Origin of the sequence: Herbaspirillum huttiense, assembly GCF_004367745.1 — a bacterium.
GTDB classification, from domain to species: domain Bacteria; phylum Pseudomonadota; class Gammaproteobacteria; order Burkholderiales; family Burkholderiaceae_D; genus Herbaspirillum; species Herbaspirillum huttiense.
In genome coordinates this window covers 1-25,998 of sequence record NZ_CP037993.1, presented here as the reverse complement: position 1 = coordinate 25,998, position 25,998 = coordinate 1, and the positions used below count along the sequence as shown (strand labels likewise).

Here is a 25,998-nt window from a genome sequence, read left to right as displayed (position 1 = left end):
TACTAAGGCACAAAGAGGCCAATACAAGAATGACGAAATTGCGAAACCTCATGGCTCTGTGAAAGCGTGTTTAATCAGGTCTGATTCCGCCACCATCTTGACGATGGAGTAAAGACAGACTGATTGAGCGATCGGAGCGTTGTACGAGTATTGATGTTCGTAGCTGTCATGCCCATTGGCTTTGCCTTCATGCTTGAACATCTGAATCACATGCTTTGTCGCGCTTTCAGCCGACTCGGCGGGCACGGTTCCATCACCTTTCCCCGTCCCCTCCTGTATTCGAAAAGTACGTCGTTTCCCTCCGTCGAAGAGCAATGTGACGGAACCGTTCAAATCATCGGCTACCAGCTTTCCGTTCGCGGGATCCTTTGGCACGGAGGACCGAATCTTCCAGTGCACTTCATTCCACGCCGGCTGCTCGGGATCGCTGGCGTAATACGCATAAGTATTTGCGTGATAGCGATCTTTGATCAGCGAATGAAGCTTGGCGGCGATTTCCAAGTTGTCGCGAAATCTCTTGAAGTCCGATGAGTAGGCGTTACCCGTGACCTGCTTTCCCTCGCGCGAGGGTACGCGATCCTCCTTACCCGCCGGATCAATCAAATCCTCCCGAATCAGCTTCCACCAATCCGACGAATTGTTGAGATAGATGTGGCGGTAGGGATCGCCCTCGCCCAGAAAGCTTTCCATTTCCTCAGCCATTCCACGCTGCCCGATACCCACGTAACTCACCCGCAGCCAATGCCGTTCCCCGCGATTGCTCCAGGTCTTGTATTGCGCCGTCGGCAGCAATTCCAGTGGCCCGGGGGCATTGGCCATCACTGCCGTGCACTCGGCGGCATTGCGCCCCAGGACGACCTGCCCGGCTCCCTCAAAGCCCGCCCGGATGCGCTTGTAGGTCGCCGGCGCACCGAGGGCCGGCATCACGCCGTGCACCACGCCCAGGATGCGCTCGGCCATCCCCGGCAACTGCGCGCAGGCGCGGGCGACCAGACCACCCATGCTGTGCGTGACCAGGATCACCTGCTCGCAACTTCTTCCCTTGCTGCGGTAATAGGCGGTGATGCGTTCGATTTCCTTGGCCAGTCGCTGTGCCGATATCTTGTTGCTCTGCAGCCAGTTGTAACCCACTGCGTGCACCGGATAGAGCAGTTCAGCAGCCTCCCGCAGCTGCTTTTCCTGCAGCGGCGTGAAGGGCTTCTGCGCACCCAGCTTGCCTGCATCCTGTCGTGCCATCACGAGTTCCTGCCAATGTGAAGTGAGCTTCTTCCCCTGGCTTGCAGGGTCGAAGATCAGGGCCATGCTGGTCTCCAGCAGTGAAAGAATGGGCAGATAGCTGTCCGCGTGGAGTTGCCCCCAGCCGCGCCATTTGATGCGCTCGGCGTCGCTCTTGCCGGGGGCGAAGGCCAGCAGCGTCTTGCTGATGTCGTCGGGAAAGGCCGGACCGTCTTCGTCTACCTCGGTACTATCGGGATTGAGCAATCGCTGTCGGTCCGCCGCCGTGCGGACGACATGCTTGAGCGCCAGCGCCAGGGTTTCCCATCCGCCCTCCGGAGGAAACCACGCCGGGCCCTTGTCGCGACCTTTGAGCTTGAGTCGTGTGCCCATGATGCCGGGTACGAATACGATGGGCATGACAATGTCCGGACTGGTCAGGCACAGGGCTCGTACCTTCATGCGCTGGCCTGTCAGCACCGACTGGGCGATCTCGTTGCCTTGCTCGTCCCATGCGGTCGGGACCAGGCGTGTTGGCGCGGGTCCCTTGACCGGAGCAATCATGGCCGACTCCCTTGGGGATCCAGCACGGGGCGCAGCCGGAAGCTGTTGAGCACATCGTCCCACAGCTTGATGGCCTGTTCATCGCTCAGCCTGGTTTGTTGCGGATTGCCGTTCTTGTCGCGATAGCCTGTGGTGAGTTCGATCTTGAGCGCAGGCGTGTCGAGCGTGCCGTCGCCTTCGGTCTCCCAGATGAACTTGTGGCCGCGCATGCCGCGACTGCTGGGGGCGCTGGCCAGGAATTCCTGGCCCATATAAGGGCCGACCTGCCGCTCGCCCTTGCGCAATACGTGCACTGAGGTCGCCATCTGGCCCAGCGTCTGCAATACGCCGCCCATGCGATCGAGCAAGGGCTTGCTGTGGGCACTCCTTGCTAGCGGGTAGAACCAGACCGAAACGAAGGCATCGGGATGGCCGGCGATGGTGATGTCAATGCCGGCTTCTTCCATTTCCCATTCGGGGTTGGCGATGAAGCCGTCTTCGAAGCAATAGCCGGGCTCAGTCGGAATGTTATGGGTCGACCGTTTTTGCAGGTTGGCGAGAATCTTGCGCATGCGATCGATGGTGTAGTCCTGGCGGCTCATTGTTCCGGTTCTGGGTTTGCTCATGCCGGCCTCCTTTTTGAACACGTAACGAGTGCCGTCAATCCAACGGTATCCATCAACCTGCGCTAATGATGTAATACCGCTTTGCTCCCAATAGACGAAGATCCACGAGTGCAGATCCGGTTTGAGCAACAACCGCAACAGACTAGGCTCGACGTTATGCTTCGTTGACCTGAGCGTCTTTTCCTTGGCCGCCATTTCGGTCTCGAACTCTTCCAGACTCATGGATTTAGGTTGCTCCAACCGCGCAAAGTCGTAACGATAATTGCCGCCACTGAGTACCGATCCTGCTGGCATATCGACCAGGAAACGACCGGTACAAAAAGTTGAGATGGTTGGATCAGCTTCCTTTTCCTGTACTTTGTTCATGATGGCAATCTTGGGTTGAGGTGAGAGGCATCCTGATAAAAGAAAACTGGCAGCGATAACCAGATAGGTAATAAGTCGAAACGATTTACTCATCAGCATTTTTCTCCTGAAAGCGTTTTCAGAATCTCCGATGTGTTCACGATTCTGATGATGGAATAGAAGGTGGTCGCCTGCGCAACCTTGGCGTTGAAAGAAAACTGATGGTCATAACTCTCGTGCGACTTCAGCTTTCCTTCATGCTTGAACAACTGGACGACGTGCGGCTGCGGGGATCGACCCGACTCAGCCGGAACCGTGCCATCGCCTGGGCCTGTACCACGCTGCAGAATAAAAAACTGGTTATGGCTGTGGTACTGGTCGAAGCTCAGCGTCACCGTGCCGTTCAAATCATCGGCATCAAGCCGGGCCTTCAGCGGATCACCGGACACCATGCGGTTGCATTTCCAATTGATCTCGTTCCACGCAGGCTGCTGTGGGTCGGCGGCGTAATACGCGTAGGTATTGGGGTGGTAACTGTCTTTAATGTGTTGATGAAAGAGCTGTGCGACTTCCATCTTTTTTCTATACCGATCAAAGTCAGACGTTTCTTCAGCCGTACGAACCAGCAACTTTCCCTCACTCTCAGCCCGTTCCCTATCCTCCCTCCCCGCCGGATCAATCAAATCCTCGCGCACCAGCTTCCACCAATCCGACGTATTGTTCAGATAGATCTGCGCGTAGGGATCCCCCTCGCCCAAAAAGCTGTCCATCTCCTCTGGCATCCCGCGCTGGCCGATGGCGCGATAGCTGGCGCGCAACCAGTGCCGCTCTCCTTGATTGGTCCAGGTCTTGTATTGCGCAGTCGGCAGCAGTTCCAACGGCCCCGGCGCATTGGCCATCACCGCTGTACAGTCAGCCGCATCGCGTCCCAGTACCACCTGCGCCATGCCTTCAAACCCGGCCCGGATGCGCTTGTAGGTAGCCGGCGCGCCAATGGCCGGCATCACGCCATGGATGACGCCCAGAATGCGTTCAGTCATTCCCGGCAGCCGCGCACAGGCGCGGGCCACCAGACCGCCCATGCTGTGCGTGATCAGGATCACGCCCTCACAGCGCTTTCCCTTGCTGCGGTAATACGCCGTAATACGCTCGATCTCCTCAGCCAATCGTTGCGCCGAGACCAGATTGCTCTGCAACCAGTTGTAGCCCACCGCATGCACCGGATAAAGCACCTCTGCGGCATCTCTCAAGTCTTCGTCCGAAATTGCAACAAAGGGCTTCTGCGCGCCCAGCTTGGCTGCATCCTGGCGATCCATCACCAGCTCCTGCCAGTGCGAGGTGAGCCGGCTGCCCTGGCTGGCAGGATCGAAAATCATCGCCATGCTGGTCTCCAGCAGCGAAAGAATGCCGAGATAGCTGTCTGCATGGAGCTGTCCCCAGCCGCGCCATTTGATACGCTCGGCGTCGGTCTGGCCGGGAGCAAGCGACAGCAGGGTCTTGCTGGTGTCATCAGGAAAAGCCGGACCGCCATCATCCACCTCAGTGGTCTCCGGATTGAGCAGCCGTTGCCGGTCTGCCGCCGTGCGGACCAGATGCGTGAGCCCCAGCGTGATCGTCTCCCAAGTGTTCTCGGGTGGCAGCCAGGCCGGCCCCTGGTCGCGTTTGCTGACCCTGAGCCGCGTCCCCATGATGCCCGGCACGAACAGAATGGGCACCACCACCTCCGGCGTGGTCAGAAACAAGGCCCTGACCTTCTGGTTCTCTCCGGTCAGCACCGATTGCGCCACATCATTGCCGTCTTCATCCCAGGCGGTGCCGACCAGCCGGGTCGGTTCTGCCGCCTGCTCCGGCAGGGAAGATTGCTTCATCCTCTACTCCTTCACGATCCGCAGCCGCGCGATACGCAGGGCCTGGTCCTGGCTCAAGGCCGTACGTCCCTGTTCATCAGTGACGCCTTCAATGACGCTGCCGTCATCGAGCTCGATGCGATAGCGCTGCCGCACATGCGGCCGGCCACTGCCGCGCCGGGCCAGGATGAAACGTTCGTCGGTACGCATGGCGCTGGCCGGCAGTTCCACGCCCGGAGGCGCACTGTCCGCACCACTCACATGATGGAAATTCGCCGAGCGGATGATGTGATCCGCGCTGCTCTGCTGCGTGATCGCGCCGCCCCCCAGATCAATCTGCGCACCCTGCGCCAGCAGCTTGAGCCGGGGAGCCTGCAGGACGATTTCATCAACAGCCGTCAGGATGATGCGGCGCGCTGAGGTGGCTTCGATGTCATCGCCGTGCGTCTGCAATTGCAGCTTGCCGCTGGCCGCGACCAGCCGCATCCCCAAGCGCTGCGCAAACACGCTGATACTCTCCGCCACCCGCACCAACAGCTTCTTGCCCGCAGAGAGCTGCGTATTGCCCACGCTGACCAGGTCGATTTCCTTCTGCGCACCAAGGACCACGCCCTCGTCACTGGTGATGGCCACCCCGGCCGGTGCTGTCATGGCCACCACCGGCTCGCCGCCACCGCTGCCTTCGGCCTGCGTGTTGCTGCCGGTCTCCCAGGCATCGAGCCGCGTGCGCAACTCGCTCAAGGACTGCACTGCCGTCGGCCCGGCATGGTGGGTCTCGGCCAGCGCCGCCAGTTCCTGCTGGACGTTCTGCAGCACGCGCAGCAGCCCCAGCATCTCGGCCCGATCCAGTTGCGCGCCGCTGGCCTGGCTGCGCCGGCTCGCGCTGATCAGCACACCCCGTCCTCCGCGCAGCGCCAGCGCCTGGTCCGTCCGCAACTCGGCGCCTTCGCCGCGCGCATCGCTGCGTCCCTCGATGCGGGGATGCGTGAGCCAGCCCAGGTTCAGTTCGCTCTGTCCGTGTTGCGAAGCAAGCTGGGCGCTGATCTGGCGCGGGGTGTCGTCGAGCCGCAGCTGGTTGTAGCGCTGGCCCTGAATCCCCTTGCTGCGCACGCCCGCCAGGAAGCGGTTGCCGGGCAGGCTGCCGACGCCGCTGAAGGCAGGCGGCAGCGACAGGCCGTTGTACAGCCGGCCGATCACGATAGGCTTGTCAGGATCGCCCCCGAAGAAATCGACGAGCACCTCGTCGCCCACGCGCGGCAGATTGATCGCGCCCCATTGCCGTCCGGCCCAATGACTGGCCACGCGCACCCAGGCGGAATCGCGTTCGCTGTCGCTGGCCCCGCCGGCGAGCTGGTGATCCTGCATGCGGGTCCCGTGAAAGCGCAGCTTGATGCGGCCCAGCGCGTCACAGTACAGTTCTTCACCCGCCGGGCCGACCACATGGGCATTCTGCAGACGCGGCCGGGGCAGATCCACGCGGGGATCAAAGGCCGGTACCAGCGGGATGCCACGCCGCACGCATGCGAAATGGTTCAGATAGCGCAGGCCTTGTTCGCGGCAACGGCGCTGCAGGTCGGCCAATCCGCCGAGATCGCTTTCACGATGCGGAGTGGCGCGCCGCAGGCGCTCCTCCAGCGAGGCCGGCAGGTTGTTCTCGGCATGGAACTCCAGCCGGGTCACGATGAATTCGCGCTCATGCGGAGGATGACGTTCCAGCTCAGGATGCCCCGTGACGTCGATCCACTCGCCCACACGCAGCGCACGCACGGTGGAATCGGCACCGAATTCCTTGCTCTCCAGCGCCAGCCGCTGCATGCGCGCCCGGGCAATCTGGTCAAGATCTTCACCATCGTCGGCAATGTGCGGGGCCTCGACCAGATAGTCATCCAGCAGCAGGGCAAAGCGGTCGCCCAGTTCGCCCTGCGCAGCCGGATTATTCACATGCCGTTGTAGCGGCCCATCCTGCGCGTGATCCCAGGTATGGCGGCTGACACTGCCGGCCCGCAGGCGACGCGTGGCCTGCCAGCGCAGGAGGCCGTCCTGCGTGCCGGGCGCATGATCGCGTCGCCAGGGAACGCTGCCCGCCGCATTGCGCGGCAGCTGCATGGGATCGTCAAACAGCACCAGCACATGGCGCGGACAAGCAGCCTGGCCCGGCAGTGGCGGCTCGCCCGGACGGATGCACCAGCCGATGCCGCGCCGCTTCCACAGGCGACGCAGGAAATCGGCATCGGATTCGTTGTGCTGCATGATGAATTCGCGTGCCGGGTAGCGTTCTCCGAGCAGCGACCAATCCACCTCCATGCTGCTGGCCAGCAAGGGGCTGCGTTGCCGCCACTCGCTGATGAGGATCTGGGTTACATCGGCCTCGCTGGCGTGCAGGAAGACGCGGGTATTGATGCGCTGGCCCATCAGGCTGAGGGCATCGCGCAACAGCAGGCGATAGCTGCTCAGCTCGCCATCGATCTGCCCCGCATGGGCCTCGGCGATGAAGCCGCAGATGGTGCGCAACAGACCCTGGTCCGTCACCAGCTGGATTTCCGCCGGCACCGCCATGAATTCCTTGAGCGGCAAGTCCTCGCGCGGCGAGAGACACAGCACCTCCACTTCGGTGGCACCACAAAGGGTCTCGCGGCCCGTCACCTGCTGTATCAGCAGCGCGTCCTGCAAGGCCACGTGCGATTGCGGCAAGCGCAGCCGAAGGGCGCGGGCCTGTTGGGACCATGGTTGGAGTAGTGCGGAAAACGTGCGGTCGTGCATGCGGACATCCTTGCTGGAAATGCCATCCGCGCGGCATCCCGGAACCAGGGTGATGCCGGCATCAAACGGCAGAAGGCGAGAGGAGAGCCATCCTAGAGGAGGGCTGCGCACGCTTGCAGGAAGTGGCCGAGGTTGCCAGGCAAACTCGTCAGAGTTCGACCAGTCGCATTGCGCGACTGTCATTTTGTTGTGCCATGCTGATCCGCCCCGGGGGCGCTATGATAGGCGGCGTGCCGGCATGACCGGCCATCCGGAGCCCGGCCCCATGCAGGCCTGGCCCACAGCCACCCGACAGGAGACAAGACGTGCCCCCAGACATCGCGCCACGCCCCGTGATCACCCCGGCCCACTACCGTGCCGATACCACCGCTGCCTACGACTGGCAGATCCCCGAGGTCTTCAACATCGCCCACGCCGCCTGCGACCGCTGGGCGGATGGCAGCGGGCGTCCCGCCATCATTGCCGAGGACGGCGATGGCAAGGTCACCACCTGGAGTTTCGACCAGCTCAAGATCCTGAGCGACCAGTTCGCCAACGTGCTGAGCGAGGCCGGCATCCGGCGCGGCGACCGCATCGGGATCTACCTCTCGCAGCGCATCGAGACCGTCATCACTCACATCGCCGCCTACAAGCTGGGCGCAGTGACGGTGCCGCTGTTCTACCTGTTCGGCCCGGACGCGATCGCCTATCGTCTCGACAACAGCGAAGCCGCCGCCCTGGTCACCGACGCATCGGGCATGGACAAGGTCCATCTCGCCGGAGAACTGCCGGCACTGAAAGTGGTGTTCTGCGTGGAGCAGTCCGACATCGTGCTGCCGCAGACTACCGATTTCTGGGACCGCCTGCATGCGGCCTCGCCCACGTTCGAACCGGTCACGACGCTGGCCGATGATCCGGCCATGATCATCTATACCTCCGGCACCACCGGCAAGGCCAAGGGTGCACTGCATGCACAGCGCGTCCTGCTGGGCCATCTGCCGGGCGTGGAAGTCTCGCACGACAGTTTCCCGCAGCCCGGTGACCGCTTCTGGACGCCCGCCGACTGGGCCTGGATCGGCGGCCTGCTGGATGTGCTGCTGCCGTCGCTGTATCACGGCGTGGCGGTGGTAGCGCGCCGTCTGGAAAAATTCGATGCGCCCGCCGTCTTCGGATTGCTGGCGCGGCATGGCATCCGCAACGTGTTCTTCCCGCCGACGGCGTTGAAGATGCTGCGCGGTACGCCGGATCCCCGTGCGCAATGGGATTTTGCGCTGCGCAGCGTGGCCAGCGGTGGTGAGACGCTGGGCGATGACCTGATCGCCTGGGGCCGCAGCGCGCTGGGCGTGACCATCAACGAGTTCTACGGCCAGACCGAATGCAACCTCGTCGTATCGTCCTCCTCGCGGCTCTACCCCAGTGCCTCGGGCAGCATGGGACGCGCGGTGCCGGGGCACGATGTGCAGATCGTCGATGAAGAGGGTGCCGTCCTGCCGCGCGGCGAAGTCGGCAATATCGCCATCCGTGCACCGGATCCGGTGATGTTCCTGCACTACTGGCGCAATGATGAAGCGACGCGCGAAAAATTCGCCGGCGATTTCCTGCTCACGGGAGACCTGGGCAACATGGACGAAGCCGGCTACATCCGCTACCTGGGCCGCAATGATGACGTCATCACCAGTGCCGGCTATCGCATCGGCCCCGCTCCGATCGAGGAATGCCTGATGCGCCATCCGGCAGTGCGGATCGCGGCCGTGGTCGGCGTGAAAGATGCCCTGCGTACGGAGGTAGTGAAGGCTTTTGTCGTGCTGCAGGAAGGACATGCCCCGGACGCCGCACTGGTGGCGGCCCTGCAGCAGCACGTCCGTTCACAGCTGGCGGCGCATGAATATCCGCGCGAAATTGCCTTTGTCGACGCGCTGCCGACCACGGCCACCGGGAAGATCATGCGCAAGGCCTTGAAGGAGCGTGCCGAGCAATCCTCCTGAGGCCGCTCAGGCCCCGTGCACCAGCCACTGCATTAGCCACGACAAGCCGAACAGCAGCGCGCCGATCAGTCCCCCGACCAGCGTGCCGTTGATGCGGATGTACTGCAGGTCGCGGCCGATGTTGAGTTCGATCTGGCGTGACAGCTCGGCCGTGTCCCACTGCTTGATGGTGTCGCTGATGTGGCGCGTGAGCAGCTGGGCCACATCCGGACTGAGGCTGGCGATGGCCTGTTCCAGATGGGCGTTGAGCGAGGCGCGCAGTTCGGCATCTTCCTGCAGGGCGCGCCCGATCCACTGCGTGGCCGCGCTGGCCTGGGCGTGCAGGGCCGAATCGGGACGCGCCAGGTCTTGCCGCAGCCACTGGCGCAGGCTGTCCCACAGGCTACCCACATAAGCGTTGACGGCCTCGCCCTGCAAGATCTCGCGCTTGATCTCCTCTGCCCGCTCGCGCAGGGCCGGGTCTTCCTTCAGGCGCGTCACGAAGCCGGCCAGCTGGCGATCAAAGGCCTGGCGCAGCGAGTGCTGCGGATCCTCGGCGATGCCGGTGAGCAGCTTGTCCAGAATGTCGGCGAGGGTATCGGCGGACTTCTCGCCGATCCAGTTCGAGGGCAGCAATTTTTCGATCTTGGGATATTCGCGCTGCAGCCATTCCACCATGCGCTCGGCGATGAACGCACGCGTCTGTTCGCGGTTGAGCAGCTCGGCCAGGGCCACGATGGCGCGGTCCAGCAGCTGCTGGTGACGGCCATCCAGCGTCAGCGTATCCAGAATGCTGGCCAGCGAGCGCGACAGGTCCAGCTTGCCCAGCGCGGTCTGCAGAGCTTCCCGTACAAAGGCCTGGATGCGGCGGTCATCGGTGAGCGTGAGCACGCCACCGACCGCCTGCGCCATGTAGCCGCCCAGGCGCGCGGCATTCTCGGGCGCAGCCATCCAGGCCGAGAGTCGCTGCGCCGGATCATGGCGGCGCACCAGTCCGGCCAGCGACTGCGGACTCAGGAATTTCTCTTCCACGAAGACGGCGAGGTTGTCGGCGATGCGATCCTTGTTGCGCGGGATGATGGCGGTATGGCGTGCCAGCAGCGGCAGCGGAATCCGGCGAAACAGGGCCGTGACCGCAAACCAGTCGGCCAGTGCGCCCACCATGGCGGCCTCGGCCATGGCACGCAGCAACGCGCTCCAGGTGGAGGGCGCTGCCAGCGAGGCAGCCACGAACAGCGCAGCCGAGCCCAGCAGACAACCCAGGGCTAGACGCTTGGTACGGCGCAAGGCTTGTTGTTTATCCATGGCAGAGAGTGAGAAATTTCCGGCGGCATGCTCGCAGCATGAGACGAGGAGTCAAAACAAGGCGGGAAGTTCTGAAAAATTTCGAATAGCCACTAGAACAATTTCGAAAAATACGCGCTGAAACTAGGGTCGGAATCTCGATAAATTTCGATTATTCACCAAGACATTCAAGGGTATAAGTGATTGTCACCGATAGTTTGTGCGTTTGTAATTGTAGCTAATCGACCGTCACCCCTAGCCGCATTGATCCTTGCGCTCATGAAAAAATCAGAGACTCCACAGAGCGCCCGCGTCATCTTCGGACAGAACGTCCGCAGGGTGCGCCGGCTTAAAGAGATGTCACAAGAAGAGCTGGCCTTCCGCGCTGACATCAGTCGCACCTACCTGAGCGAAGTCGAGCGCGGGGAAAGGAATATTTCCGTCGACAACATGGAGGCCCTGGCCCTCGCGCTGGAGATGGAATTGCCCGATCTCATGCGGACCAGCCTGCTTTCGCTGCCCAGTGAGGATTCTCGCTGAACCCCCGGCATCCCGGCTTGAAGCTGCATGGCGCGTGCGCACCATGTTTGCTTTCTGCTGCGCTTTTCGACTCTTGTTGACCGTCTTCTTGCAAGGTTTGTTGTTCGTTTTTCTGCACGTTTCCCGGTACAGTGCACGCGCGCTGTTCGCCACCTGTGTCACGCTTTGTCCGGCACGTTTACCGCAGCTTCGGGGAAGCGCAACGTGAACACGGTACGTCGTCCCGGTTCGCTGCTTGCGCTGGCTTGTCCGCCGTGCAGCGCCATGATGGTCCGCACGATGGCCAGGCCCAAGCCACTGGAACCGCTGGCGCTGCTGCGCGATGGATCGGCGCGGTAGAAACGGTCGAAGATGCGTTCGATCTGATCCGGCGGGATCCCCGGCCCGGGGTTGGCCACCCCGATCAGGGTCGCGCCCGCCACCACGGTGGCCTCCAGGCTGATGATGCCCTGCGGCGGCGTATAGCGGATGGCATTGGCGACCAGGTTACCCACCGCACGGCGCAGCAGGGTGGCATCGGCGTGCAGGATGCCGCTGCCGGCCACCGCAATGCGCACCTGCGCCTCTTCGGCGATGCCCTCGAAATAGTCGGCGATGCGGTTGAGTTCCTCGGCCACGTCCAGCGGCTGGATCTGCAGCACTACGTGGGCGTTGTCGGCGCGGGCCAGGAACAGCATGCTTTCCATCATGCGCGAGAGGCGTTCGTATTCCTCGATGTTGGAACTGAGCAGGGCCTGGTATTCATCCAGGCTGCGCGGCTTGCCCAGCGCCACCTGGGTCTGCACCATCAGGTTGTTGAGCGGGGTGCGCACGTCATGCGCAAGATCGGCGGAGAACTGGCTCAGTTGCTGGAAGCTGCGATGCAGCCGGTCCAGCATGTCGTTGAAGGATTGCACGATCTCGTGCAGTTCGCATGGCGCGGCCTGCAGGTCGAGCCGGGTGTCGAGCTTGTTGGCCGAGATGGCGCGCGTCTGTGCCGCCATCATGCGCAGCGGACGCAAGCCGCTGCGCACGAGGAAGTAACTCAAGAGCGTTGCCAGCACGGTGCCGATGGCCGCCGCCCACCACACATCGGCGCGATAGTCCGCCAGCAGCAGCATGCGATCCGAGGCCGTACGCACCACCAGCACGATGGCCTTTTCGCCCGAGCGAGTGACCGGCATGCTGGCGATGTAGCGCGCGCGCAGGTCACCCATGCGCAAGGCTTCGATGTGGTCCCAGCTGCGGATCTTGACGGTGGACAGGTCCACATCCGGCGAGGTGCGCGTGGGGTCATGGCTTTCCAGCAGGGTGCTGCCATCGGCGCGGGCGATGCGCACCAGCAGCTGGTCATGGCCGGAGAGGGTGTCCAGTACCAGATGGCGGCGAGCGAGGATGTCCTCCAGTGACGCCGCATGCTCGACCAGGTGATTGATGGAGCGGCACTTGCCGGCCAGCTCTTCATCGTCGCGCGCCTCCAGCTGCATGTGCAGCGAGTGCGACAGATAGCTGCCAACGGCCGTGAACAGCACCAGCGCCAGCAATCCGAACAGCACCACCAGCCGCAGGCTCATCGACGCGGTAGCACGTCTCACCGCCGCACCTCGAACACGTAACCCATGCCCCACACGGTGTGCAGCAACTTCTGGTCAAATCCTTCATCCAGTTTGGCCCGCAGACGGCGCACGGCCACGTCTACCACGTTGGTATCGCTGTCGAAATTCATATCCCATACTTGCGAGGCAATCTGCGGACGCGACAGCACCTCGCCCGGACGGCGGATCAGCATGTGCAGCAGGGCGAACTCCTTGGCGGTGAGATCGATGCGCTGTCCGGCGCGCGTGACCTTGCGGCGAATCACATCCACCACCACATCCTCGTACTCGATCAGATCGGCCTCGCGGCTCGGACCCCGCCGCAGCAGGGTGCGCACGCGCGCCAGCAGTTCGGTGAAGGCGAAGGGCTTGACCAGGTAATCGTCGGCACCCAGCTCCAGGCCTTTGACGCGATCTTCGACTTCGTCGCGGGCGGTGAGGAAGAGCACCGGCGTGTCATGCGTGCGGCGCAGTTCGCGCAGGATGTCCCAGCCGTTCATGCCGGGCAGCATCACGTCCAGGATGATCAGCTTGTAGTCCAGTGTGCGCGCATTGTGCAGGCCGTCCACGCCGGTCTGCACCCAGTCCACCACGAAGCCGGACTCGGTCAGGCCGCGACGCAGGTACTCGCCCGATTTGGGCTCGTCCTCTACCAACAAGATGTGCATGATCGGAATTCCTGACGGACAAGCGCGTATTGTGACCCAGCCGGATGCGACATTCATTACAAATGTGTAATGACTGGGCAATGTTTCTGTACGGACCCCCTCCCTAGAATCCATTCCAACGACTCGCCAACCAAGCACGGCGATCGCGCCATCCCTGGCAGCGCACATCCTGTGCAGCACCAGGGATCTTGTGAAAACGCACTCAAAGGAATCTGATCATGAAAACCTCGCACCTCGTCCTCGGCGCACTGGCCACCGCCTTCTCCCTGTCGGCCTTCGCTCAATCGACCGTGACCACGGAAGCCGCACGCGATCAGGCCAACCTGAACGCCCGCAGCAACTATCCGGTGGTGCAATTCCAGGGCAGCAAGACGCGCGCCGATGTCGTCGCCGAGCTGCAAACCGCACGCCTGGGCGAACCGATGCAGAACACCGGCACCAAGCCTTCGGTCTCCGACAGCAGCACCCAGGACCAGGCCCTCGACACCTCGCTCTACAGCGGCGCGTGATTGCACCTGCCCGGGCCTCTGCTCAGGACGCGCGCTGCCGGCCCTCCAGCAGCGCCGTGAACTGTTCTCCCGGCATGGGCCGGCCGTACCAATAGCCTTGATACAGCGTGCAGCCCTGCGCATGCAGCAGGTCCCGCTGTTCCATCGTCTCCACCCCTTCGGCGATGATGGACAATCCCAGGCTCTGGCCCAGCATGATGATGCTGCGGATGATGCTGGCCGTGGCCGCATCGTCCTGCATCCTGCGCACGAAGCTCTGGTCGATCTTGAGCTGGTCGATGGGGAAGCGTCCCAGGTAGGACAGGGACGAATAGCCGGTCCCGAAATCATCGAGCGAAATCGAGACCTCATGCGACTTGAGGTCATTCATTTTTTCGATGACCTCATCGATTTTGTCGATCATCATGCTTTCGGTCAGTTCCACCTTCACCGCCTTGGAGCTGATGCGGTGCTGGCGAATGGTTTCGTGGAAGCGCGCCACGAAGTGGTCCACCTTGAATTCCTGCGCCGACACATTGACCGCCACCACCAGCTCCCTGGCCAGACCCTCGCGCTGCCAGGCTTCGAGATCGCGGCAGATGGCTTCCAGCACCTGGTGGCCGATCTCTTCCATCAATCCCAATTCTTCGGCCACCGGAATGAACAGCGCCGGCGACACCATCCCCTTCATCGGATGCTTCCAGCGCACCAGCGCCTCGGCTCCCACCACCTTGCCTTCGAAGGTGACCTGCGGCTGGTAATGCACCACGAACTGATGCTGCGCCACCGCCGTACGCAATTCCACTTCCAGCGCGCTGCGCTGGCTGGCCAGGGCCTGCATGGCCGGATCGAAGAAGCGGAAGACATTGCGGCCCGCAGCCAGTGACTGCACCATGGCCAGCTTGGCCTGCATCACCGCTTCCTCGGCCGAATGCACGTCACCGCGCAGGATGTTGATGCCGATGTTGAGAGAGTAAGGGAAGCTCACGGTAGTGCCGTGCGGTTCGGCCAGTGCGGCGATGAGGCGGTGTGCGAGCGTTTCGCAGAAGCGGATGCCTTCGGCCAGTTCGCTCACCGGCAGATCGCATCCCAGCGCGAAGCGTTCGCCATCGAGCCGCGCCAGGGTCTGGTCGGCGGCGACACAGGCCCCCAGACGTCGCGCACATTCCTTGAAGAGCCGGTCTGCATCATCGGCCTTGACCAAGCCGTGCGAGAGGTCGGCGCGATGCATTTCCATGTAGAACACCACCAGCGGCAGGCCGTGTGCCTGCTGCCGTCCCAGGCCACGGCGCAGGCGATCGAGGAACAGCTTCTTGTTGGGCAGATCGGTGACAGGATCATAGAAGGCCAGGCGGTCGATGCGGCTCTCGGCTTCCAACCGTTCGGAGACATCGATGATGACCCAGATCTGGTCGTTCTGACCCGTACCATCGATGAGCGAGGTATGCAGTTCGGCCGGGAAGCTGCGGCCATCGGCACGCTTGAGCAACACGATCTCGCCGGTCGCTCCATGCGGGCGCAGCAGGGTGTGGTTGATGTAGAGGCTTTGCTGCTGCGCATCCTCGAAGATCTGCGCACTGGCCAGCGTGGTGAGTCCCGCGCCATTGAGGGCAAGCATGGACTGCGCAGCATCATTGGCGAAGGCGATCCGTCCATCGCGCACGAACAGTACGCCCGCCGGGATATTGCCCAGGATCGCCGCCTGCTCATCAAAGAGGGTTTTGAGGCTGGTCTGCATGGCTTCCATGCGGTGAGCGAGGAGGCCGATCTCATCCTTTTGCGTGAGTGCGATACGAGTATCGAAGTGCCCGCGTTCGATGCGGCCGGCCGCGACGGTCAGCTTGCGGATGGGCGCGAGGATACGGCGATAGACCAGGAGGCCGATGATGAGCAGCGCCACCACTGCCTGCGCCAGCAGCACCCGCGTCTGGAAGCGCTTGTCTGCGGCGAGCTTGCGCTGCAGCTGGGCGTCCGACACCACCACCTGCACGCTGCCCAGCGTGACCATGCGGTCCGGCTGCTGCATGGTCAGCGGCAGGGTACGCGTGAGCAGGCTGCCGGCGCGGCGCAGCGGTTCTTCCTTGCGCACGAGGACGCGCTCCTCGGGATCGCGCACTTCCACCGAGACTACCTGGGTATCGAGCATGCTTCCCTGCAGCAGGGCCATCATGTCGTTCTGGTCGAGGCTCCAGACCGGGAGCACCAGGCTGTGGGCCAGGGTCTGGCTTTTCTCATCGACCAGGGCGGTCATTTCCTGGCTGATCTGCTGCTCGCGCGTGCCGTTGAGGATGGTCAGCGCCACCACGACCGGCAGGCTCATGGCCACCAGCATGGCACAGGCGATGTAGAGGCCGAGGCTGGTGGTCTTCTTGATCATGGCGGGCCGTGCGGGTCAGAAGGTGGATGGAAGGGCGGCGTGGACTATTTGAACCAGTCCATTTTGTAAGTCTCGATGGCCTGGCGTTCGATGGGGGTGAGCCTGTCGTTGTACAACTCGATCACGCGCGGATGCGTGCCGCGCATGGACTGGCGCACTTGCCGGGTGGAACTGTGTTTCTGGATCAGGTCCAGCAGGGCGCCATTGCGATGGATTTTTTTCAGGCCCTCCAGCAAGGCATCGCGGATATCGTCGCGCCCCGGGGAGGTGTAGAAGAAGAGGTCGGTCGGGTAGTACAGCACCAGGTCGGGAACGATGGCGAGCTGGTGCGCGGAGTCGTAAGCTTCCAGTTCGCTGGTGGCTTCGAAGATGGAGCGGTTGTAGAAGTCGAAGCGGCCGGCCTTGAGCATCTCGAACAGGTTCAGGTAGTTGCTTTGCGCCACCTTGAGCTGGTTAGCCTGCATGATGCTGGTATCGACCCAGCCGATGCCGGAGCCGATGGTGAAGGCGCGCAGATCCGCCAGCGTACGGATACTACGGGCAGGTTCCAGACTCTCGCGCCTGGCCAGCAGCACGCGATAGCCGCCGCCACCGAGATAAATGGGGAAGGGGATGGGTTCGAGGGTGCGGGTCATGCCGCTGCCGGCGGAGGTCGTGATGAGGTTGCAGTATTGGCCGGCCTGGATCAGTTGCACGTAGCGCTGGTCGGAGGTGGCGACATTGGCGACGCGGCAGCCCTTGATGGAGAAGGGCCGGCCGCTGGCACGCATGGCCAGTTCGAGGACGGCCTTGCGGTAGTTGATCAGGGGATTGTCGTCATTGAGATCGGCGAGCTTGATCTCGATGACTTGCGCATTGGCGGCAGGCGATTGGGCGCGGGGGGAGGCGGCGCAGAGCAGACTCATCGCCAGGACGAGCAAGACCGCGACTACGCTTCGGGCGCTCGACTTGTCTCTACTCATGGCGGTGGGGAGCTCGAATTGTTCAGATGATGTTATGCAAGCGGGGAGGGAATCGCAAGGATTTGTGTGGGGTGGTGAGGATTTTGTGGTGTGGGGGCAGCGATGGGGTAATCGGCTGCGAAGCCGACAGGGAGTGGAATTGCGGTCGTGAGGAATTGAGATTTTTTGCTGATGGGAATGGCTCAGGCGGTCGCCTTGAGCCGAGCGCGATAGTCGACGGCTTCCAGTTCAAGATTGGATGAAATCGTGCCGCGTAGAATGAAGAGCTTGGGGGAAGTAGCGAACTCGAAGAGACGATATAAACAGAAAGCGTCGCCGACCTCTTCCGAAAACTCCAATTCGTTCCGGGTCACGATGAAGGACGTCAGCGGACCGCCGTTGGTCGTTTTCACCTCGATGAATCGCGCCTGATCCACGGACTCATACGACAGGATGTCATACCCGGCGCCATCCCCAATACGGTCAGCGATCCAGTCGACCCGGCCTGCGAGATCATCACGTCCTTCGTCATGGAGTCTGAATTTTTCAAACGACACCGTCCACGCTTCGCCAGCGTGACCCAATTGGCGGTTACGCTCTTCACGTGCGGCGTAGTCCAACTTGCGCGGGAGCCTCAGCCGCTTGGGCATACGTATCGTTGGCTCCACTGTTGGTCGAGCAACGAGCACGCCACGAAACTGCTGTTGCGCGGGCTCGGTTTGTGCGTCAAAACTATCCATCATTTTGGCGAGCTCGCCACGCTGTGCGTCGATGAAGGTAATCACGGTGCGACGGAGCAATTCCTGCAAATTGGTCCGCGGTTTGTAGCCGCGAATATAGGGTAGTCCCAGCTGATCCAGCACGGCCGAAATATTTTGGTGCTTGAGCTCAATGGAAGATTTGCTGCGAGTCGTCAGCTGGCGGCGCAGGTGTTCATTGTGTTCGGCTTTGTTATACGGAAGCCCGAATGCCTCCGCGCGGAGCATATTAAAGTAGTCACGAACGGTGGCCTCCACCTCTTCAGCAGTCCAGTCCTGACCGATCCTGACTACCTCGAAGTCCAGTTCACGAAGAATCGCTTCAGCGGAAACGCCACCTTCAGAAAAGGTCTCCGATCGGAGGGGACCAGTATCTGGAAATGCAACGCCATAAGCCACCGCCACGACGGCCGCTGCATCGTAGAGCTTGCCTGAGTGACGATCCCGGAGCATGTAATCGCGTGACTTGCCGTAACCGTACTTCTCAAGGAAGTAGGTTCTGCCAAGGCGGTCGTATTCGCTCATTGCCGCACGAACGGCTTCGGGCGAATTCAAGTTCTTGAGCCGCATCATCTCAGTACACTTGCCCGGCCAGGAGGTGCTGGTAATCGCGGCTCAATGGGCCAGTCTGCCCGACGCCGGACCAACACTGGGAGGAGGTTGCATAGGCTTGGTGATAGGCCCAATACGCAATACGCCGCATGGCGGGCTCATCGCAAACAAAGCCCGCGCCTAGCTGCTCGGACAAATACGCTCCATGCGTACGGTTGCGTTCCTGCCACTTCGCGAGATGGATGGCAGCCGGCAACAGATCTCTTTTATCACCATTGCAGCGGCGATGCGCCAGAACAAGGTTTTCGCCCAGATTGCGTGGATAACGTGACCAGGGGATGAAGTGATCGACCTCGCCATTCTCCTGAAGAGATTGCTGGCAATAGAAGCACTGGCCTTTCTGTATGGTGTTCAGGACCGGGCGCGCGGCGCGCAAGTTGGCGCGATCAGCACCAAACAGGAGCTGTTCCAGATCCGATCCCGTGCCCAGCACGGCGGCATTGAGCGGATTGGCATGCAAGTGCTGAATCCACGCATGGCGGCTCAATTGATGGAGCAGTCCATGGAAGCGCCGAAGATTGAACATCACGCCTGGCAGCAGGCGTATTGCGGCTTCTGAAGCAGGCTCATAGAGAAAGCGGACTTGCTCCCGACGAAGTATCTGCAGTCGCCACAAAGGCATTTCCTTCAACAGCACGACCGTCTTGCGCATGGCCTTCGCCCAGTCCTCAGACGCACGGGCCTTGGGAAGCGTGCCGTGTCGACTGCGCAGTTCCTGCAATAGCGTAATCGTTGCTGCCTGTCTGCCACTGTTCTGGATCAGGACGGCGGCCAATCCGTCGCGGGTATAGGGCGCGACTTGCGGCCAGTAGATCTCCAAGAACTTGTCAGCGATTAGCTCGTGGGAAAGCTCAAGGCATTCGCCAGAATCTTCTCCATGCTCGACAGCCAGTTCGGTAATCGACTGCAGCAGGGCGAACTTGTAGGTGGCCGAAAATTCGCCCTCGTCAAACAGGCGTTGGACATGATCCAGAAAAGAAAGCTGCTGAGTCGGGGAGGGGATCTCCATCATGTTCAGCGTTGGCTCCAGTAATCCGCCTTTTCCGCAATCACCCAGCGCACGCCGCCTCGTGGATCCGGGAGATCGCCTGTATAGCGCGGGATGAGGTGCATGTGAAGATGCATCACTGTCTGACCCGCGGCAGCCCCGTCGTTGATTCCGATGTTGTATCCATCGGGATGGCATTGTTCGTCCAATATTCGTTTGGCGTCATCCAGAAGGGCCAACAGGGCGGTCCGTTCCTCTTCGTTTAGCTCAAAGAACGAGGCAACGTGCCGTCTGGGGATGATGAGCGTATGACCCAAGGACACCGGAAATCCATCGCGGATCGCAATAGCGAAATCATTCTGGGCAATGACCCGCTCAGAAGGTAAAGAACAGAACACACATGACATGGTTGAGTCCGGCGGAAAGTCGCGCAATAGGAAAGAGTATTCATTTTATCTTCTCTTGGTGCGAACAAACTGTCGTACTTTAGGCGTCCCTTAATGTCTGCATCTTGGGCGTGCTGATGATGTCTTCGGACGAAAAAAAACCTGGCCAACGAAGTGGCCAGGTTTTTGCGAAGAATGGGGTCAACCTAAGCAGGGCCCAAGAAGGACTCCACCGTCAATCCATCAACTCGCCGGCTGTGAAATCCCTGAGCTGACTGATCAAACGTCAATATTCCCCGCCTGCAACGCATTGGATTCAATAAACGCCCGACGCGGCTCCACATCATCGCCCATCAAGGTCATGAAGATCTGATCCGCAGCAATCGCATCCTCGATCTGCACCTTCAGCAAACGGCGCACGGTCGGATCCATGGTGGTTTCCCACAGCTGCTCAGGGTTCATCTCGCCCAGACCTTTGTAACGCTGCTTGTTCACGCCGCGCTCGGCCTCATCACGCAACCACGACATGGCCTGGCGGAATTCGGTGATGACCGATTCCTTGCGCTTCTCGCCCTGGCCGCGTGCCACGATGGCGCCCTTGCCGATGAGTCCCTTGAAGGTCTCGGCCGCCGTCGACAACTGCTGGTAATCCGGACCGCTCACAAAGTCCGCATCGATCACGGTCGCCTTGATGTTGCCATGCTGGCGGCGATGGATATGCAGCGCCACCTTCTCGCTATGCTCATCCACGCGCGCCTGCACGTCGATGTTGATGTCGTTGATGGCCTTCTTCAGTTCTTCCGCAGTGGCGGTGGCCTGCTCGATGTTGTCCATCTTCAGGGCCACGCCGCCGGTCATGATGGCGTTCAGCGCCGATTCATCGATGGCGCGCGACAGGCGCATGATGATCGCGTTGGCCGTGTTGTACTGGCGTGCCAGTTCCACCAGCGCCTCGCCGCTGATCGGCGCAGCACCTTCAGAAGGCTTGATCTCGGCATCGTTCAGGGCGATCTGCATCATGTACTGCGCTTCCTCGAAATCGTCCTTCAAGTAGCGCTCGTCCTTGCCCGCCTTGACCTTGTACAGCGGCGGCTGGGCGATGTAGATGTGGCCGCGTTCGACCAGCGCCGGCATCTGGCGATAGAAGAGCGTCAGCAGCAGCGTGCGGATGTGGGCGCCGTCAACGTCCGCATCGGTCATGATGATGATGCGGTGGTAACGCAGCTTGTCCGGATTGAATTCGTCAGCGCCGATGCTGGTGCCCAGGGTCGCGATGAGCGTGGTGATCTGCTCGGAAGAAAGCATCTTCTCGAAGCGCGCCTTCTCCACGTTCAGCACCTTGCCGCGCAGCGGCAGGATGGCCTGGAACTTGCGGTCCCGCCCTTGCTTGGCCGAGCCGCCTGCGGAGTCACCCTCGACGATGTACAGCTCGCACAGGGCCGGGTCGCGTTCCTGGCAATCAGCCAGCTTGGAAGACAAACCCAGGCCATCCATCACACCCTTGCGGCGCGTCAGTTCGCGCGCCTTGCGCGCAGCCTCGCGGGCACGCGCGGCTTCGACGATCTTGCCGCAGATGATCTTGGCATCGTTCGGCTTCTCGGCCAGGAAGTCGGTCAGGGTCTTGGCGACGATTTCTTCCACCGGGCCGCGCACTTCGCTGGAGACCAGCTTGTCCTTGGTCTGCGAGCTGAACTTCGGTTCCGGTACCTTCACCGACAGCACGCAGGTCAGGCCTTCGCGCATGTCGTCGCCGGAGATCTCGACCTTGGCCTTCTTGGCGAGATCGTTTTCTTCGATGTACTTGTTGATGACGCGGGTCATGGCCGCACGCAGGCCGGTCAGGTGAGTGCCACCGTCACGCTGCGGGATGTTGTTGGTGAAGCAGAGCACCTGCTCGTTGAAGGCATCGTTCCATTGCATCGACACGTCCACCGACACCAGCGTGCCCTGGTCGGATTGCTTCTCGCCCGTAGCCTGGAAAATGGTCGGGTTCAGGATGCTCTTGTTCTTGTTGATGTATTCCACGAAGCCGCGCGTGCCGCCTTCAAAGGCGAAGTCCTCTTCCTTGCCGGTACGCTGGTCGGTCAGCTTGATATGAACGCCATTGTTCAGGAAGGACAGTTCGCGAATACGCTTGGCCAGGATCTCGTAGTGGAATTCGACGTGCGTGAAGATTTCTTCGTCGGCCCAGAAGTGGACTTCGGTGCCGCGCTTGTCGGATTCGCCCACGACCTTGATCGGCGAGACCTGCACGCCATCCACCATCTCCAGTTCGCGGTTCTGCACGATGCCCTTGGCGAATTCCATCGCGTGGACCTTGCCGTCGCGGCGGATGGTGAGCTTCAGCTTCTTGGACAGTGCATTCACGCAGGACACGCCCACGCCGTGCAGGCCGCCGGAGACCTTGTAAGAGTTCTGGTCGAACTTGCCGCCGGCGTGCAGTTCGGTCATCACAATTTCGGCCGCAGAACGCTTGGGTTCGTGCTTGTCGTCCATCTTCAGGCCGGTGGGGATGCCGCGGCCGTTGTCGGTGATCGAGATGGAATTGTCGGCGTGGATGGTGACGTGGATCTCGCTGCAATAGCCGGCCAGGGCTTCGTCGATCGAGTTGTCCAGCACTTCGAACACCAGGTGGTGCAGGCCGGTGCCGTCAGAGGTGTCGCCAATGTACATGCCGGGACGCTTGCGCACCGCCTCCAGGCCTTCCAGGATCTGGATGGAAGAAGCGCCATAGCTTTGTTGCGCGGAATTGGTGTTGTCTGCGGGGCTGGAGGACATGGTTACCTTCTGAAAATGCTAGCCAAACGACTAGGGAGCTGCAAAAAACGGAATTCTGGGGATGAATCTTTGGAATTCTTAAAAGCAACCGAGGGGCCGTCTGGGACGGCCCCTCGTGCGCGTGGAGCGGGTTTGCTCAGATCCGCATCGGCATGACGACGTACTTGAAGTCGGCGTTGTCAGGGATGGTGATCAGGGCCGACGAGTTGGCATCGCCCAGGGCGATGTTGACGTAGTCGTTCTTGAGGTTGTTGAGCACGTCCAGCAGATAGCTGACGTTGAAACCGATGTCGACGGTGTCGCCGCCGTAGTCGATTTCCAGTTCTTCGACCGCTTCTTCCTGGTCGGCATTGGTGGAGCTGATCTTCAGGCTGCCAGGGGCGATCACCCAGCGCACACCCTTGAACTTGTCGCTGGTCATGATGGCCGCGCGTTGCAGCGAGCGCAGCAGCTGGTCACGGCTGATGGTGAAGCTGTTCTTGTAGCCCTTGGGCACCACGCGGGTGTAGTCGGGGAACTTGCCTTCGACCAGCTTGGAGATCAGCTCGATGTCGGCAAAGGTCAGCTTGACCTGGTTGTTGGCGATCTGCAGCTGGACTTCATCATCGCTGTCGTCGAGCAGTCGTTGCAGCTCGATGATGGTCTTGCGCGGGATGATGACTTCCTGGCGCGGGAAGTCCTGCTCGGTCTCGACCTGGCAGAAGGCCAGGCGGTGGCCGTCGGTGGCGACCGCAATGACGTTCTTGCCTTCCACTACCAGCAACAGGCCGTTCAGGTAGTAGCGGATGTCCTGCTGGGCCATGGCGAAGTGAACCATGTTGAACAGGTGCTTCAGGGTCTTCTGCGGCAGGTTGACCTGGGCGTTGTAGTGCTCGGCCTGGGCCACCGTCGGGAATTCTTCGGCGGCCAGCGTCTGCAGGGCAAAGCGGGACTTGCCGGATTGCACGGTCAGACGCTTGTTGGAGAGGGAGACCGACACTTCGCCGGAATCCGGCAGGGCGCGCAGGATGTCGAGCAGCTTGCGGGCCGCGACCGTGGTGGCCGTGGACTCGCTACCCGAACCGACGTCAGCGTGCGTGGTGATCTGCACTTCGATGTCGGTGGACAGGAAAGACACCTTCTCGCCGTCCTTGCGAATGAGAATATTGGCCAGAATCGGCAATGTGTGCCGACGCTCGACAATACCACTCACGATCTGCAGAGGACGCAGGAGCGTGTCTCGTTGGGTTTTAACCAATTGCATAGTCAGTTTGTCCTTGCTAATAGTGGTTTAAAGGGCGCCGTTGGCCGGCGTTCAGTCATGCCCATGTCGCGCGTGTTCCTCCTCTGGTGAAAAACAGCTGCTGCCTGCAGTGCAACCTGCCTACGCACTGCTGAACTCACTTACTGAAATACGCAACGCTCCTGCTTGTGCATGACCGGCCGCTGCCGGTCCGATACCCGTTCCCGAAGAGCTGGTGATACAGCGACCCGGCATTGTCCATCTGCGCCTGACAAACCCGGGCAGCCAGAACCACTTGGCTATACGTTTGGAACATTTGAATACTTTTGCCGGAACTTCCCGGGGTTTTATTCGATGTTTCCGTGATACTTCGCGGATTTCCTGCTCCATGGCCGGCCCTTGCGTCCGCCTGCGAAATAACGCCTTCCATTGTACCAATCATCCCCTCTTCAGAGTAGTGCGGCAGGGGGCAGGCGAGGGCTTTGGGAGGGAAAAATGGAGGGTGATGCAGCGCTGTTGTCTTTTCTTTCATATGCCGCCGAAGGCGGCATTTTTCAATTATCCACAGGCGATTTTGGCGAAATTCACCGTCGCTTTGCCGCAATGCCTTGTGGAAAAGAAATGCCGCCCGGTTCACGCTGGAAGCGGGCGGCATGTCGATTTATCCACAGGCGTTTTCGCGCCCGTGCTTTGTTGAGCGGATCAACCCTTCAGGGTCTGCTCCAGCACGTGCAGCTCGTGGTTGCATTCCGGGCTCTTGGCGCGGTCGGCGGCGATCTTGCGCACCGCGTGCAGCACGGTGGTGTGGTCGCGCCCGCCGAAGAGGTCGCCGATTTCCGGCAGGCTCTTCTGGGTCAGCTCCTTGGCCAGGTACATGGCGATCTGGCGCGGACGGGCGATGTTGGCCGGGCGCTTCTTGGAATACATGTCCGCGACCTTGATGTTGAAGAAATCGGCCACGGTCTTCTGGATGTTTTCCACCGAGATCTGGCGGTTCTGCACCGAGAGCAGGTCCTTCAGGGCTTCCTTGACCACGTCGATGGTGATGTCCTTGCCGTGGAAGCGGGAGTAGGCCAGGATCTTGCGCAGCGCGCCTTCGAGCTCGCGCACGTTGGAACGCAGGTGCTTGGCCACGAAGAAGGCGACGTCGTCGGACAGCACCACGTCTTCTGCGGAAGCTTTCTTCATCAAAATCGCCACCCGCATCTCCAGCTCGGGCGGCTCGATGGCTACCGTCAGGCCGGAGTCGAAGCGGGAGATCAGGCGGTCATCCATGCCGCTGATTTCCTTGGGATAGGTATCACTGGTGATGATGATCTGCTTCTTGGCTGCGATCAGGGCTTCGAAGGCGTAGAAGAATTCTTCCTGAGTGCGGCTCTTGCCGCCGAAGAATTGAATATCGTCGATCAGCAGCAGGTCCAGCGAGTGGTAATAACGCTTGAAGTCGTCAAAGCCCTTGCGCTGGTAGGCCGTCACCACGTCGCGCACGTATTGCTCGGCGTGGATGTAGCGGATCTTGGCACCCGGGTTATCCACAAGCACCTGATTGCCGATGGCGTGGATGATGTGGGTCTTACCCAGACCCACGCCGCCGTACAGGAACAGCGGGTTGTAGGACGTGCCGGGGTTGTTGGCCACCTGGGTGGCGGCCGCGCGGGCCAACTGGTTGGCCTTACCGGTCACCAAGTTGTCGAAGGTCAGCACCGGGTTGATGCGCGACTGTTCCTGGCGCGGGGCGACCGCGCGCACCGGCTGGGCCGGTTCCGGATCCAGGTGCAGCTGCTCGTGGTTGGGCAAACCCAGGCCGCTGGCGCCACCGCCATTGGCTTGCGCATTGGCGGCCGGGCGGCGGCCCTGGTTGCCGCGCGGGTCCAGCACGAACTGCACTTCGGTGGGCGCGTCCCAGAACTCGCAGGCCAGCGCCGTGATGCGGTTGGCGAACTGCGTCTTGACCCAGTCCAGCTTGAAGCGGTTGGGCGCGGCGATGCGCAGCAGCCCGTCCTCGAAGTCGAGCGGGACCAGCGGCTTGATCCAGGCGCTGTATTGCTGAGGCGTCAGCTCCTGCTCAAGTTTGTGGGAGCAGGCCTGCCAGAAGTTTTCCAT

19 protein-coding genes are annotated in these 25,998 nt (G+C 61.4%); 3 read left to right on the top strand and 16 right to left on the bottom strand.

The window, feature by feature from the left end:
• Positions 1–48 precede the first annotated feature (48 nt).
• Genes E2K99_RS00095 through E2K99_RS00080 form a run of 4 tightly spaced genes read right to left on the bottom strand, consistent with a single transcriptional unit; the run spans position 49 to position 7,336 of the window.
• Positions 49–1,779, bottom strand: coding sequence for an esterase/lipase family protein (locus E2K99_RS00095; protein ID WP_134220975.1), 1,731 nt, complete (start codon positions 1,777–1,779; stop codon positions 49–51).
• Positions 1,776–2,849, bottom strand: coding sequence for a T6SS immunity protein Tli4 family protein (locus E2K99_RS00090; protein ID WP_134220974.1), 1,074 nt, complete (start codon positions 2,847–2,849; stop codon positions 1,776–1,778). Before E2K99_RS00090 ends, E2K99_RS00095 begins: the two co-directional genes overlap by 4 nt.
• A complete protein-coding gene (locus tag E2K99_RS00085) occupies positions 2,843–4,597 on the bottom strand; it encodes an esterase/lipase family protein (RefSeq protein ID WP_134220973.1) in 1,755 nt (584 codons plus the stop codon). The genes E2K99_RS00090 and E2K99_RS00085 overlap by 7 nt, the downstream gene beginning before the upstream one ends.
• A 3-nt stretch (positions 4,598–4,600) precedes the next feature.
• Complete coding sequence (locus E2K99_RS00080; protein ID WP_134220972.1) at positions 4,601–7,336, bottom strand: type VI secretion system Vgr family protein; 2,736 nt, start codon at positions 7,334–7,336, stop codon at positions 4,601–4,603.
• A 305-nt stretch (positions 7,337–7,641) separates the two neighbouring features.
• Here E2K99_RS00080 and E2K99_RS00075 point away from each other — a divergent pair, with 305 nt between their 5' ends.
• Positions 7,642–9,300: an acyl-CoA synthetase gene (locus E2K99_RS00075; protein WP_134220971.1), complete on the top strand. Its 1,659-nt coding sequence runs from the start codon at positions 7,642–7,644 to the stop codon at positions 9,298–9,300.
• A gap of 6 nt (positions 9,301–9,306) precedes the next feature.
• On the opposite strand, the gene E2K99_RS00070 is transcribed toward E2K99_RS00075, so the two are convergent.
• Positions 9,307–10,584 carry a DUF445 domain-containing protein gene (locus E2K99_RS00070; protein WP_134220970.1) on the bottom strand — a complete coding sequence of 426 codons (1,278 nt, stop codon included), beginning with the start codon at positions 10,582–10,584 and terminating at the stop codon, positions 9,307–9,309.
• 258 nt (positions 10,585–10,842) lie between these two features.
• On the opposite strand from E2K99_RS00070, the gene E2K99_RS00065 reads away from it, so the two are divergent.
• Positions 10,843–11,103: a helix-turn-helix domain-containing protein gene (locus E2K99_RS00065; RefSeq protein WP_034331351.1), complete on the top strand. Its 261-nt coding sequence runs from the start codon at positions 10,843–10,845 to the stop codon at positions 11,101–11,103.
• A 158-nt stretch (positions 11,104–11,261) separates the two neighbouring features.
• Here E2K99_RS00065 and E2K99_RS00060 read toward each other — a convergent pair whose 3' ends face one another.
• Both E2K99_RS00060 and E2K99_RS00055 read right to left on the bottom strand, forming a co-directional pair.
• Entirely contained in the window at positions 11,262–12,677 is a 1,416-nt protein-coding gene (locus tag E2K99_RS00060; RefSeq protein ID WP_134220969.1) for a heavy metal sensor histidine kinase, read from the bottom strand.
• A complete protein-coding gene (locus E2K99_RS00055; protein WP_034331353.1) occupies positions 12,674–13,345 on the bottom strand; it encodes a heavy metal response regulator transcription factor in 672 nt (223 codons plus the stop codon). Before E2K99_RS00055 ends, E2K99_RS00060 begins: the two co-directional genes overlap by 4 nt.
• A gap of 218 nt (positions 13,346–13,563) precedes the next feature.
• Here E2K99_RS00055 and E2K99_RS00050 point away from each other — a divergent pair, with 218 nt between their 5' ends.
• A complete protein-coding gene (locus tag E2K99_RS00050; RefSeq protein ID WP_134220968.1) occupies positions 13,564–13,854 on the top strand; it encodes a DUF4148 domain-containing protein in 291 nt (96 codons plus the stop codon).
• A gap of 22 nt (positions 13,855–13,876) precedes the next feature.
• Here E2K99_RS00050 and E2K99_RS00045 read toward each other — a convergent pair whose 3' ends face one another.
• From E2K99_RS00045 to dnaA, 9 genes are all read right to left on the bottom strand, one after another.
• Positions 13,877–16,210 (bottom strand): putative bifunctional diguanylate cyclase/phosphodiesterase, encoded by a 2,334-nt coding sequence (locus tag E2K99_RS00045; RefSeq protein WP_134220967.1) that lies wholly within the window; start codon positions 16,208–16,210, stop codon positions 13,877–13,879.
• Between the two features lie 44 nt (positions 16,211–16,254).
• Entirely contained in the window at positions 16,255–17,115 is an 861-nt protein-coding gene (locus tag E2K99_RS00040) for a hypothetical protein (RefSeq protein ID WP_240733817.1), read from the bottom strand.
• Between the two features lie 239 nt (positions 17,116–17,354).
• The gene (locus tag E2K99_RS00035; RefSeq protein ID WP_134220965.1) at positions 17,355–18,482 is read right to left on the bottom strand and encodes a protein NO VEIN domain-containing protein; all 1,128 of its coding nucleotides are present in this window, start codon (positions 18,480–18,482) and stop codon (positions 17,355–17,357) included.
• A gap of 1 nt (position 18,483) precedes the next feature.
• Positions 18,484–19,533 carry an HNH endonuclease gene (locus tag E2K99_RS00030; RefSeq protein ID WP_134220964.1) on the bottom strand — a complete coding sequence of 350 codons (1,050 nt, stop codon included), beginning with the start codon at positions 19,531–19,533 and terminating at the stop codon, positions 18,484–18,486.
• 2 nt (positions 19,534–19,535) lie between these two features.
• Positions 19,536–19,916 (bottom strand): HIT family protein, encoded by a 381-nt coding sequence (locus E2K99_RS00025; protein WP_134220963.1) that lies wholly within the window; start codon positions 19,914–19,916, stop codon positions 19,536–19,538.
• A gap of 258 nt (positions 19,917–20,174) precedes the next feature.
• Positions 20,175–22,673 (bottom strand): DNA topoisomerase (ATP-hydrolyzing) subunit B, encoded by a 2,499-nt coding sequence (gene gyrB / locus E2K99_RS00020; protein WP_121037393.1) that lies wholly within the window; start codon positions 22,671–22,673, stop codon positions 20,175–20,177.
• A gap of 136 nt (positions 22,674–22,809) precedes the next feature.
• Entirely contained in the window at positions 22,810–23,916 is a 1,107-nt protein-coding gene (gene dnaN / locus E2K99_RS00015; RefSeq protein ID WP_039782907.1) for a DNA polymerase III subunit beta, read from the bottom strand.
• Positions 23,917–24,052: 136 nt separating this feature from the next.
• Positions 24,053–24,550: a hypothetical protein gene (locus tag E2K99_RS00010; RefSeq protein WP_134220962.1), complete on the bottom strand. Its 498-nt coding sequence runs from the start codon at positions 24,548–24,550 to the stop codon at positions 24,053–24,055.
• Positions 24,551–24,597: 47 nt separating this feature from the next.
• On the bottom strand, positions 24,598–25,998 hold the full coding sequence (dnaA, locus tag E2K99_RS00005) for a chromosomal replication initiator protein DnaA (RefSeq protein WP_039782909.1): 1,401 nt from the start codon (positions 25,996–25,998) through the stop codon (positions 24,598–24,600).

Coding starts and splice junctions, on each gene's coding strand:
- E2K99_RS00030 (WP_134220964.1), bottom strand. CDS start 19,533: ATGATGGAGATCCCCTCCCCGACTCAGCAGCTTTCTTTTCTGGATCAT.
- E2K99_RS00010 (WP_134220962.1), bottom strand. CDS start 24,550: ATGCCGCCCGCTTCCAGCGTGAACCGGGCGGCATTTCTTTTCCACAAG.
- E2K99_RS00085 (WP_134220973.1), bottom strand. CDS start 4,597: ATGAAGCAATCTTCCCTGCCGGAGCAGGCGGCAGAACCGACCCGGCTG.
- E2K99_RS00040 (WP_240733817.1), bottom strand. CDS start 17,115: ATGAGTCTGCTCTGCGCCGCCTCCCCCCGCGCCCAATCGCCTGCCGCC.
- dnaN (WP_039782907.1), bottom strand. CDS start 23,916: ATGCAATTGGTTAAAACCCAACGAGACACGCTCCTGCGTCCTCTGCAG.
- E2K99_RS00065 (WP_034331351.1), top strand. CDS start 10,843: ATGAAAAAATCAGAGACTCCACAGAGCGCCCGCGTCATCTTCGGACAG.
- E2K99_RS00070 (WP_134220970.1), bottom strand. CDS start 10,584: ATGGATAAACAACAAGCCTTGCGCCGTACCAAGCGTCTAGCCCTGGGT.
- E2K99_RS00090 (WP_134220974.1), bottom strand. CDS start 2,849: ATGCTGATGAGTAAATCGTTTCGACTTATTACCTATCTGGTTATCGCT.
- E2K99_RS00045 (WP_134220967.1), bottom strand. CDS start 16,210: ATGATCAAGAAGACCACCAGCCTCGGCCTCTACATCGCCTGTGCCATG.
- E2K99_RS00055 (WP_034331353.1), bottom strand. CDS start 13,345: ATGCACATCTTGTTGGTAGAGGACGAGCCCAAATCGGGCGAGTACCTG.
- dnaA (WP_039782909.1), bottom strand. CDS start 25,998: ATGGAAAACTTCTGGCAGGCCTGCTCCCACAAACTTGAGCAGGAGCTG.
- E2K99_RS00095 (WP_134220975.1), bottom strand. CDS start 1,779: ATGATTGCTCCGGTCAAGGGACCCGCGCCAACACGCCTGGTCCCGACC.
- E2K99_RS00025 (WP_134220963.1), bottom strand. CDS start 19,916: ATGTCATGTGTGTTCTGTTCTTTACCTTCTGAGCGGGTCATTGCCCAG.
- E2K99_RS00050 (WP_134220968.1), top strand. CDS start 13,564: ATGAAAACCTCGCACCTCGTCCTCGGCGCACTGGCCACCGCCTTCTCC.
- gyrB (WP_121037393.1), bottom strand. CDS start 22,673: ATGTCCTCCAGCCCCGCAGACAACACCAATTCCGCGCAACAAAGCTAT.
- E2K99_RS00035 (WP_134220965.1), bottom strand. CDS start 18,482: ATGATGCGGCTCAAGAACTTGAATTCGCCCGAAGCCGTTCGTGCGGCA.
- E2K99_RS00080 (WP_134220972.1), bottom strand. CDS start 7,336: ATGCACGACCGCACGTTTTCCGCACTACTCCAACCATGGTCCCAACAG.